Consider the following 11,469-nt stretch of genomic DNA (forward strand, 5'->3'; position numbering starts at 1 on the left):
AAATAACCGGTTGTTGGTTAAAAAATAGCGGTAATTTGCAGGGTATCGATAACGATAACAGCTGATAGGGTTCAGATCAAGGTGTAGAGAAGGTAGAGCAAAGTCAGTTCCCACTTAATCTATTCTTGTGGCTGATAAAAAATTTGCAATAACATGCTATACCACTGTAAGTCTCTTTTATAACGGCATTCTAGATTGATTATGCTCAAACTCAATTCCATCCAGCTCAGCGATAATCTCAGCTAACTGCCTAATGGGTGCAGTCTGTTAAAATGTCAGACGGCACTCCTAAAATAGACTTCATTAAGGAGCTCTTGAAAAGAGACTAACATTGCCTACCCTCTATAGAAATACTAAAAATCAGAAGTAAAAATAGAAGAAAGATAAATCAATAAACAATATTGTCAATAGTATTTTATTGAGTTGAGTTGATTATCTTAGACTAAGACTTCTGTAAAAAACTGTAACCGTTCATCAACATCTTAATTAAATTAGAGTCGTGAAGTTGCAATCACTCTAGTTTAAGTAGCTAATATACAAGAAATATCCTAATAATATTCCAGTCCTGAGGAATTTTATTAAAAAGACTGTGTATAAGTTGAGTAATAATTAAAACCTATCTAGACTTTTCTATAATCGTATCAAAATAGTGAAATTATTGATTGCGTTACTTTCCTATCTCTAATTTTGTCCAAATTGGAGATAGGAAGGCAAAATCTTAAGTGAGTATCAAAACTCGAGCTAATTTAACTCATTAAGTTGTCACCCGTACAATAGGTTTTTGAGTGAGACAATACCAATAACAAATAAATAGATCTGGTTGTTGATATCTCAAGGAAGAAATTGCTGGAGCCGCAGGAAACGGCCAAAGTCGGTCAAAAATGATCTCATTGCTCAATAAGCGGAACTGCATTAGATAAACTGAGGGGGGGGCTTCAAGAGAAATTAATAAGTCCCGAGCTAGAGAATGAAGAGAGTTCTCCAATTTACTGTCCAATTCAATTGGCTGTTCATAAGAATTGGGAACTGCTCCTTCACCAATGACTGAACTATACAACATTTGTTTGCCTGTCACGACAATAGGCAACCACAAATCTCCTAACCAAGAATCTCGAATACTGGTTTTGTATCCTAAATTTTGTTCAACCCATTGTCGTAGACCTGGAATATCTTTACAAATTTGATAAAGTTTTTGCACGGGAAATGAAAATTTAGGGGGAATCTCAATAGTTAGGGGACAGTAAATTAGATCGGAGTTGGATTTTGAACAAGTCAAGCTATTAGACCACAAGGAAGCGGCCGAGATAACGTCGACCTCGGTCGAGTCAGAATCAGCCGAGATAGCCCTTTGCAGAGCTTTTACCATAGTTCTTGTCGCAGGGGAACCTAGAGAAATAGCTCCTTGTGCGTTTACCTCAGCATTAACAATAATAATAACCTTGTGCATTTCGAGATTTAAAATACAGCGATATGTTGGCAGGCTTAGGGAATTGAAAACCCAACACCTTCATCAATAAACCTTTACCTTTGGGGTATTCATTAACGGCAGACGGGTAATGTAAATTTAAAACAGCTACCCTGGTTAAGAATACTATTGACCCAGATCTGCCCGTAGTGAGCACGAATAATTTTTCGACATAAGGATAAGCCTAATCCATAACCTTCTTTTTCTTGATCACGCTTGAGGCGGAAGTAACCTTCAAAAATCCTTTCCCGCTCCTCTTCGGGTATCCCTGGCCCTGTATCACAGACACTGACCTGAACTTTCTGAGAGGTGCGGTGGAGAATTGAAACAGTGACCTTCCCTCCTGACGGAGTGTATTTAATTGCATTATCTAATAAATTGACGATCACTTGGCGAATTAATTCTTCATCAGCATAAACTTGGGGGATATCTTGAGGAATATCTCTGACTAAAATCAAGGACTTTTCTTTAAATAAATTCGTATACTGTTTGAGGATTTCTTCACATAATACCTGTAATAAGACATCATTGTAATGAACATCTAACTCCGTTTTCATAGTCTGTGATACTTGTAATATATCCGTAATCAAACGGTTCATGATACGAAATTGTTTTCGAGCTTGCTGGTAAAGTTCTTCCTTTAGTTCTACGCTAAATTGAGGATGCTGATGATTTTGAGCGAGTTCAAGAGTTTCGACTGTTATAGATGCAGCTGTCAGAGGACTTCGCAAATCATGGGCGAGCATTGCTAAAACCTGCTCTTTAAATTTCAGCTGTTGTATAAGTTCCTCTTTTTCTTGATTAAGATGAAAAACTCTATCGGATAACCGCATTAGTTCAGCCGAATGACTTAAAGAGTTAATCAGTTTGGGAGAGTCCTGTTTTTGAATCTTTCCATTGTTGCTAGTCTCAGGACCACTTTCTTTAAGGGCTAATTGCCATCTCGGGCACCATTTTCTAAGTTGGTTAACAATATTGCTTCCCGCCAGGATTTGTCTAGGTGCTGGAGACACTTTTACTAGAGCAGGAGCAGCCACAAGACGAAAATGCTCCACTAAATGGGGGTGTTCAGCTATTTCAATGACTTGCAGTTGATATGAAAAATCAGATTTTAGCTGTTTAAAGTAATGTTGAATATTTTGAATGTATTCACGGGAGCTTGGACGCTTATCGATAAACAACAAAAGCTGAATCGACACCGATGAGGATCTGTCAAATCCAAATGTTGTTTCGAGGTTGGTAGGTTCTAGCACTGGAAGTCAAAACTATAAGCTTACAAGGTAACAAGTTGATCGGTAACAGGACTTGAAGACACCGAATTGGATTGATTCTAATGTCTATTGGCATAGTTAGACAATTAAGTCAGAAAGCCAAATCTCTCCGATTTACACCCATCAGATAAAAATAGTCGAAGAAGGCACGCTAAATGTACAAATAATTTTTTTCATGCCTCTTCTATTTTAGAATCTAAAGAGACTATAAAATCTATGGGACTTATATCTTAAAGTTCAAACAAAAAAACTTAAATTATCAAATCTTCAGAACTATTATGGCTTTTGGCTATGTTGCCTTCGTCCTCCACGCTCATTTACCTTTTGTTCGTCATCCAGAAAGTGACTATGTTTTAGAGGAAGAATGGCTCTACGAAGCCATTACAGAAACTTATATTCCCCTCCTTCGTGTTTTTGAAGGATTAAAACGGGATGGAATTAACTTTAAAATGACTATGAGCATGACACCTTCCTTGGTTTCTATGCTTAGAGATCCCTTGCTCCAAAAACGCTATGATAGGCATCTAGCTCGGTTACAAGAACTTATTGAAAAAGAAATTATCCGTAACGGACAGAATGGACATCTTCGTTACTTAGCCGAATATTATGCTATAGAATTTACCAAAATTAGGGAGATTTGGGAATATTACAATGGTGATTTGGTCTTTGCTTTTAAACAATTTTTTGATAGCAATAACCTAGAGATTATCACTTGTGGTGCGACTCATGGATATTTTCCTTTGATGAAAATGTATCCCGAAGCAGTCTGGGCACAAATTAAAGTGGCTTGCGAACATTATGAAGAGAATTTTGGCCGTTCTCCTAAAGGAATTTGGTTGCCTGAATGTGCCTATTATGAGGGATTAGAACAAATGTTGGCTAATGCTGGCTTACGTTATTTTCTCCTAGATGGCCATGGTATTTTATATGCTCGTCCTCGTCCTCGTTACGGGACATATACCCCTATTTTTACCGAAACTGGAGTAGCAGCCTTTGGTCGAGATCATGAATCATCTCAGCAAGTCTGGTCTTCTAAAGTAGGATATCCAGGAGACCCTGAATATCGAGAATTTTACAAGGATTTAGGCTGGGAAGCTGAATACGAATATATCAAACCTTATATCATGCCTAATGGTCAAAGGAAAAATACAGGTATTAAATACCATAAAATTACTAGTCGTCAGGCAGAACTCTCCGACAAGGCTCTTTATGATCCTTACTGGGCTAAGAAAAAAACCGAGGAACACGCGGAGGACTTCATATACAATAGAAAACAACAGATAAGTAATTTGGCGGCAATTATGCAACGTGCACCTATTGTCGTTTCTCCTTATGACGCGGAGTTATTTGGTCATTGGTGGTATGAAGGCCCTTGGTTTATCGATTGTCTTTTCCGTAAGGCTTGGTACGAACAAAATACTTTCAGTATGATTCATTTAGCAGAATATCTACAGAGTAATCCTACTCAACAGGTCTGTCGTCCTTCTCAGTCAAGTTGGGGTTATAAGGGGTTTCATGAATACTGGTTAAATCATACCAATGCTTGGATTTATCCACATCTTCACAAGGCTATAGAACGGATGATTGAAATTAGTAACCTAGAAGCTTCTGATAGATTACAACAGAAAGCACTAAATCAAGCTGCACGAGAATTACTTCTAGCTCAATCTTCCGACTGGGCATTTATTATGCGGACAGGAACTATGGTTCCCTATGCAGTCCATAGGACGCGATCTCATTTACTTCGCTTTAATAAAATCTATGATGATATTAAAGCACAAAAAATCGACTCTGGTTGGTTAGAGAAAGTCGAGAAGATCGATAATATTTTTCCTCAAATTAACTATCGAGTCTACCGACCCTTATGAGGTTGATTTTGAATATAATTGAAGTACTTAATATTTTATACAAATACTTGAGACTAGATATATGTGTAGAGACAAAGTATAGTTTTTCATCGGCGACAATAATTAAAAACTGGATAAATTCAATAGGGTGGTAATACTACGTAGTTCACCTACGCTAACTTTAGAAGATATCAAATAGAGACTAATAATTATTACCCTCTATTTGATATCTTCCTTATTTCACATGGCAATATAGTCTATTTATTTTTCTTTGTTTTGAATGGTTTAAATTGTTTTATGGCATTAAGTTTTTTAGGAAGACTGCTAAGATGGTAACGAAAATTACAATAGTGGTTATTCTGTCATTATTGATCCCAAAATCACCTAAACTGAATAGCACACTGTTAATGCTAGTTTATTAGACGTATCGGCGACACGATAATTTACTGATGTACTACTATTGAACAAAGTTCTGGTTGATATTTGTTAGTTTACACTAATGAGTTTTACCTCTTATAGAATCAAATTATTTCCGATAATAACTCTCGATGGTATACTACTATGTTCAGATAAATATTCTTTAACACGTTATTTATCTATTTAACAGTAATTTCACTAGTAATAGTATAATCTAATACTAATAAAGGATAAGCTAGGGCTTTATTAAATACTTAAATCTTAACTTGTTTTAAAAGTAACTCGGGAAGAGAGAGTTTGTCAAAGCTAAATATTTTAAAAAGCTGAGTGCAATTACATAAATTTTTATTATTTCATGTATAGTACATAAACAATGTTGCAACGTGTTTACCTAAAATTAAATCTACTATGAATCTGTTCGAGAACCATTATCATGTTTTTATTCTGTCCTATAGACTGTCCATTCTGATTTATAATTAGGTAAAAACTTATTCTCATGGACAACTATGTTCTGGGCTAGAATTATCACTACTGTGATATATGCTAACAAGAAATAAACTCAAAATAATTTAGAAAGATGGAAAGCCTCTAAAAATATTAACTACGATCAAGAGCAGATAAAAATAAAGGTATAGATTAGTAAACATTGATACCTAAAGTAAAATTTATAACAAAGATTCTTTACATTTAATATTTGTTTGTATTAGTATTGAAGATGAATATAATAGCTCAACCAAAAAAATATTAATTAATTATGTAAATAATTTACTAAGCTTAAATAAATTTGCTCTAGAGAGTACTTAAGTTAAAGTTGATATTACCCAAGTTTTTGATAGATAATTTATCTATTATGAAATACTCAAGATCAATCAATTCCCCAAATTTTTAAAAAATAAAAAGCTATGACAAAACTCAGTCTCTGTATGATTGTTAAAGACGAAGAAAAAAACCTAACTACATGTCTAGAAAGTGTTCAAAATATTGTAGATGAAATGGTAGTAATGGATACTGGATCAACCGATAAAACAGTGGAAATTGCTCAAAAATTTGGAGCAATAGTTCCTTGTTTTTCATGGTGTAATGATTTTTCTATTGCCCGCAATGCAGCCCTTAATTATACTACTGGCGATTGGGTATTAATTCTAGATGCTGACGAAGTATTTAATCAAAAAATTGCCTATCAAATCAGAGAAGCAATCGCTGATGAGAACAATTTAGTAATTAATTTAGTTCGTCATGAAATTGGTGCATCTCAGTCTCCTTATTCTTTGGTCTCCAGATTATTTAGGAGGCATCCAGCAGTTAAATTTTCTCGCCCTTACCATGCCATTATTGATGACAGTGTTAGTGAGTTATTAAAACGAGAATCTAACTGGAAAATAGCAGAACTTCCGATGATAGCAGTATTTCATTATGGTTATAATCCTAAAGCTATCACTTCCTTAGATAAATATAAAAAGGCACGACAAGCAATGGAGAATTTTATAAAAGATCATCCTAATGATCCCTATGTTTGTAGTAAATTAGGTGCACTATATTTACAAATAAACAAAGAAAAATCTGGAATAAAATTACTAAAACAGGCATTAAAATCTAATAAAGCCAATACTCATATTTTATTTGAGTTACACTACCATTTAGGTAATGCTTACACAAGACAACAAGATAATTATAAGGCTATTAAGCATTATCAAAAAGCTCTTGATCAAGAAATAATGCCTCCTTTAAAATTAGGAGCCTACAATAATTTAGGCGTTGCTTTACAATCAATGGGTAACTTCAAAAGTGCGTCTAAAGCCTATGAAACAACTATACAAATCGACCCTAGTTTTGTTACAGGATATTATAATTTTGCTATAACTCTCAATGCTATGGGGAAATTAACTGATGCAGAAACAATTTATAAAAAGTTATTATCTTTAAGTCCAAATTATGCGGCTGCGTATCAGAATTTGGGAGTAGTTTTATTTAAGCTTAAAAAGGTACTTGAGAGTGTAGAAAATTTCAGAAAAGCAATTAATCTTTATGAGGAACAAAATTCTTATAAAGAAGCTGAGGAGTTACGAAGTAAGCTAAAAAAATTAGGAATTTGGAAAGAATGAACCTGGGACAATAATTATAGATTTTTTAAACTAACTATAAGTAAAAATTATAAAGTATTGTTTTGTAATTTTATCGCATGTTTAGTTCTATTCTATTTGTTTGATAAAAATAAATTAAACCATTGTGTAAATTATTAAACTCATTTAAAGCTGTGGACTTTATAATTAAGTTTATCTATTTCCGCGACTTAAATAAGACTAATGTTCAATTAATAATGCTTTTGAACTTATTAATTATTTGAGTAGTAAAAAAACTAAAATTGTTCTGTATGAATTTTAATTTTGATACTGAAACACATTACTTTTATATAAAAGATTAAGAAGTTAAGGGACTGACGCAATAAGTGACTAGATAAATAAAGTATCTCTCCATAAAAATATATGTATTCTTCTCAAGAAAATAGGATAGTAAATTTACTTATAAAAAAGTAAGTATTTATTGATTAAGTGTTAATATAAATATTTTTTGGATAATCTTGAATATTGGACTTATTTATATTTATTTAGCTATCCATAATTAACTTCAATTTAGTTTATGTTTGAGCTATCTTATTAATTAAGTTTGGTATTAATTGTTCTTAGTCAGAATCAATATACATAAATAGATTGTCTAACGTATACGTAGACGTATTATTAAACTGTAACTATAAAACTTTCAACTACTTAGTTATTTCAGGTAATCCTATTAAGGATATTAGAAATAGTTTATATATAAACTATTTAAATTTATAAATACAGGATTTTTATATTGTTATTTTGTTAAATGTGTACAATATGATTTGTTGACTTATCGAAGATTAACATTCTATGAATAGTTGACAATTTGATTTCCAAACAGTACTTTTTAATCTAAAACTAATTGAATTTAGTTGTCTAAACTAATTCTTATCTAATAGGTTCTAGAATGAGAATTAAATCTAATATTATTACAATAATAACTTAATTTGCTGGTCTATACAAACAGAATTAAAAGAATTTAAATCTATAATTAATAATTCATATGAAACAGATGATATACAAAGAGGATTATTATTAATTTAAATATTAAAAATAAAAAGCAATATATTAACAATTGACCTCAATACATATTATCCAAAACAAAAAATAATTACTAAATATAAAAAGCAGATGATTGATGTATATAAAAAAATAAATAAAGTAACATAATGATGTAAAATAGTCGCTCTAAACTAACTACTAAAATTATTTGTTGTGCCTTTTAATTAACATCGAAAATATGATTACACTATTTTTGAGTTGTGTTTCTCAATTATCGAATGAGTTTTGCAGTTAATACTAAGACTACCCTCATTTTTAGCTCTGGCGTTTGGCATGATGAGAATTTTATCATTTCAGATTAAGTCAAGTTGACCCTGATTCCTTAGTTTACCGAAGACATGAGCGATAATATTATCAGTCGTTAAGTCATCTCACTTTATATTGAGGTGGTAGCTAATCGCCCTGGAGAATCTCATGACTAATTTTACTACTGTCCAAGCAATTGAAACTCTCGCTACTGAAATTGGTGAAAATGTCTATATCGATATCACAAAATGGCACCTTTATCTTGCAGAAGCTCGTCTTCATACCAAAGTAGCTGAAAAGGTTTATCCTCTTGTAGAAAATAACGAGTTAAGCGAAGCCAAAGTCCTATCTATTCTTCGTGAGATCAAAGTTCCTTTAGGGGGAGGAAAACTCAAAGTTTCTCTAGTTGATTTATTACCGATTCAATGTCAGGTAACCTTAATCGATATTCTCCAAGAGTATCAACGTAATCAATAATTGGGTGTTGAATTATTTGTAAAATCTAAAAACCCTATTTCCTGATTGATAATAGAAACTATCTTATTTATCTTCCCGATAAGACAGCGCCCACTATAAGGTCAGGGGTAAATCCTGGGAATAAACATTAAGAGCTATAATTAAGGCATGGAGAAAAATGTTGGGGCAATAATGTATATTTGGGAATTCTTTCACCTTATAGTGGGCGGAGAGCTAAGATAATTTATTGATTTTCATTAAAAACCGGCATTTTTTATTGTAGTTACTTGTCTATTGAACTGTGAGAACTTAATTGAATTAACTCAATCTTATAACCAGTGGGGTCCTCAACAAAAGCAATAACTGTTGAACCATGTTTCATAGGACCTGGCTTCCGGGTTACATTTCCTCCAAGTTCTTGGATTTGTTCGCAAGTTTTATAGATATCGTTAACCCCTAGAGCAATATGTCCATAAGCATTCCCAAGTTCGTAGGAATCTATGCCCCAATTATAGGTTAATTCAATGACTGTATTTTCAGACTCATCCTCATATCCTATAAAAGCTAAGGTGAATTTACCGCTTGGATAGTCTTTCTGGCGCAATAATCTCATCCCTAAAATATCGCAATAGAACTTGAGGGATTCATCTAAGTTATTAACTCGTAGCATAGCGTGTAATATACGCATAGGCAATTCATGTTCCTCTGGTTTGTATTTCCTTGTCTTCATGTTAACCGTGATATTATCAACTGTTCATTATTTACTGTTAACGCCGTTCTTGATAAGCTTTCTGGAGTTCTGAAATTGAAAAGACGGATTCAAACTCTAGCCCTCGGGATTCATAATGAGAACTTCCTCCTTGTTCACGGTCTACAAGGGCAATAATTTTGTTAACCTGATAACCCACAGCTTGTAACCGTTCTACCGCTAACATAGCAGACCTACCTGTCGTTACCACATCTTCTAAGACCACGATCTCAGCTCCATTTTCAAGAATTGGTCCCTCAATATAAGCCTGTGTTCCATGCCCTTTGGGCTCTTTGCGGACTATTAGCGCAGGAATAGGACGATTTTCATAAACAGAAATCATACTAACACTAGTAACAAGAGGATCAGCTCCCAAGGTTAGTCCGGCTATCCCCTGGGTATCTTCAGGTAACATAGGGAATAACAATCGACCAATTGCTACAGCTCCCTCAGGCCTCAGAGTGACTTGTTTTCCATTAATATAATAGGCACTTTTTTGTTGAGAGGATAAAAGAAAATCACCTTCAGCATAGGCGTAATCAATGAATAATCTTAAAAGATATTGACGTAAGACAGATAAATCAGCTTTTTTAACACACAAAGTATTAATAAAATTAGATTGCATAGTAAAGGGCTAAAAAATTGTTAACAATGAGTCTCTATCTCTAATGTTGAGACTTGAAAGCTAAATACTTTAAGTTTAAAGTTTGAATTTTCATTATAATCGGGCCGTACCTTGGATAATATCCTTAACAACAAAATCCTAGGGTGATGTTTTATTGAACCATATTATTGATTAGATCGACTCCTGTAAGTCAATCTTAAGTTGAATTTGAAGATTTTTAAACATTTTTACTATAGATTTAGAACGTGGGATAATTGCAGGATTTTTATCCTATCAACTAGATCTTATTAGATATTAAAGAATTTGATCTATGATCAATAATTATAAAATCATTGAAACTCTACATTGAGATACCTTTAATTAGAAAACTACAGATTCAGGAGCCATTATCTGATTCACTTAATTTATTTGATATCTCTGTACAGTATAACTTCCCCTATCTATAAATCAACTATCCTTATGTCAAAACTAACACCAAAAAGTTAAAAACTCTGAGTTACTTCTTGCCAGCGAGGAAGTAAAAGTCCAGGGTGCAGGAGTTGAACCTGCCTGGGGCAAATTATGAGTTTGCTGCCTCAACCGCTCGGCCAACCCTGGGTACAACTGACTTGTAAGAAGTTGACGGCTCTAGTTGACTTCTTATAAATCAAGGAGTATGTTTATTGTAGCTCTATTATAACTTGTACATGAGTACCGTGATCAACGTTATCTAATGTTTTTCTTTCGTATTTTTGAATAATTAACTCAGTTATTAATTATGACAATCTCAATTGGTTTTAGTATTAAATGGGCTATACCACTTCTGTTGGTTATGTCTGGAGTCAGTACAGCTAGTGCTTATATTGCTTATAAAGCAGGATATAAAGCATTACAGGGAGTTGATCAGCCAACTGCTAATCCAGCTAAAAAATTAACAAAAGTAAAAAAATTATCCACTCGACCTACTGAATTCGAGCCAGTAGATGAAAAAATAATTTTGACAAAAGTTTATGATTATATTCATGCTCAAGAAAAAAAATCTGGTTCTAAGTTCTTATCAGAAAAAAATAAAAAAAAACAATCTGACAAGAGTTCACAGAACAGCTCAGATTAATCTAAGTCCAACCAGATATTAGCAAACAGTTGATATATAAAAATTCAATATAGTTTAGGAATATAAAAAGTTATCAAATCCAGCAGTAAGAGGAAAAGTTACTGGTAGCAGTTAATTGGAATAATTTAGAAATTTGAGTA

The 11,469-nt window shown here is 33.2% G+C and carries 8 protein-coding genes and 1 tRNA gene; 4 read left to right on the forward strand and 5 right to left on the reverse strand.

Annotated elements, in window-relative coordinates:
* Positions 1–754: 754 nt before the first annotated feature.
* Positions 755–1,447, reverse strand: a complete 693-nt coding sequence (locus OXU93_RS00670) for a hypothetical protein (protein WP_267383917.1) — start codon at positions 1,445–1,447, stop codon at positions 755–757.
* Positions 1,448–1,539: 92 nt separating this feature from the next.
* Positions 1,540–2,718 (reverse strand): histidine kinase, encoded by a 1,179-nt coding sequence (locus tag OXU93_RS00675; protein ID WP_267383918.1) that lies wholly within the window; start codon positions 2,716–2,718, stop codon positions 1,540–1,542.
* 296 nt (positions 2,719–3,014) lie between these two features.
* Between OXU93_RS00675 and OXU93_RS00680 the strand changes: the two genes are divergently transcribed.
* From OXU93_RS00680 to OXU93_RS00690, 3 genes are all read left to right on the forward strand, one after another.
* Positions 3,015–4,604 carry a glycoside hydrolase family 57 protein gene (locus OXU93_RS00680; protein WP_267383919.1) on the forward strand — a complete coding sequence of 530 codons (1,590 nt, stop codon included), beginning with the start codon at positions 3,015–3,017 and terminating at the stop codon, positions 4,602–4,604.
* Between the two features lie 1,298 nt (positions 4,605–5,902).
* The gene (locus tag OXU93_RS00685) at positions 5,903–7,102 is read left to right on the forward strand and encodes a tetratricopeptide repeat protein (protein WP_267383920.1); all 1,200 of its coding nucleotides are present in this window, start codon (positions 5,903–5,905) and stop codon (positions 7,100–7,102) included.
* 1,473 nt (positions 7,103–8,575) lie between these two features.
* Positions 8,576–8,884, forward strand: coding sequence for a DUF3181 family protein (locus tag OXU93_RS00690; RefSeq protein WP_267383921.1), 309 nt, complete (start codon positions 8,576–8,578; stop codon positions 8,882–8,884).
* Positions 8,885–9,146: 262 nt separating this feature from the next.
* Here OXU93_RS00690 and gloA read toward each other — a convergent pair whose 3' ends face one another.
* The 3 genes from gloA to OXU93_RS00705 all read right to left on the reverse strand — a co-directional run bounded on the left by gloA (position 9,147) and on the right by OXU93_RS00705 (position 10,833).
* Entirely contained in the window at positions 9,147–9,551 is a 405-nt protein-coding gene (gloA, locus tag OXU93_RS00695) for a lactoylglutathione lyase (RefSeq protein WP_267384720.1), read from the reverse strand.
* A 79-nt stretch (positions 9,552–9,630) separates the two neighbouring features.
* Positions 9,631–10,236 (reverse strand): orotate phosphoribosyltransferase, encoded by a 606-nt coding sequence (pyrE, locus tag OXU93_RS00700; RefSeq protein WP_267383922.1) that lies wholly within the window; start codon positions 10,234–10,236, stop codon positions 9,631–9,633.
* A 524-nt stretch (positions 10,237–10,760) separates the two neighbouring features.
* A tRNA-Ile gene (locus OXU93_RS00705) sits at positions 10,761–10,833 on the reverse strand.
* A 160-nt stretch (positions 10,834–10,993) separates the two neighbouring features.
* On the opposite strand from OXU93_RS00705, the gene OXU93_RS00710 reads away from it, so the two are divergent.
* Positions 10,994–11,329: a hypothetical protein gene (locus OXU93_RS00710; RefSeq protein WP_267383923.1), complete on the forward strand. Its 336-nt coding sequence runs from the start codon at positions 10,994–10,996 to the stop codon at positions 11,327–11,329.
* Positions 11,330–11,469 lie beyond the last annotated feature (140 nt).

Source organism: Cyanobacterium sp. uoEpiScrs1 (assembly GCF_947331815.1).
Taxonomy (GTDB): domain Bacteria; phylum Cyanobacteriota; class Cyanobacteriia; order Cyanobacteriales; family Microcystaceae; genus Rippkaea.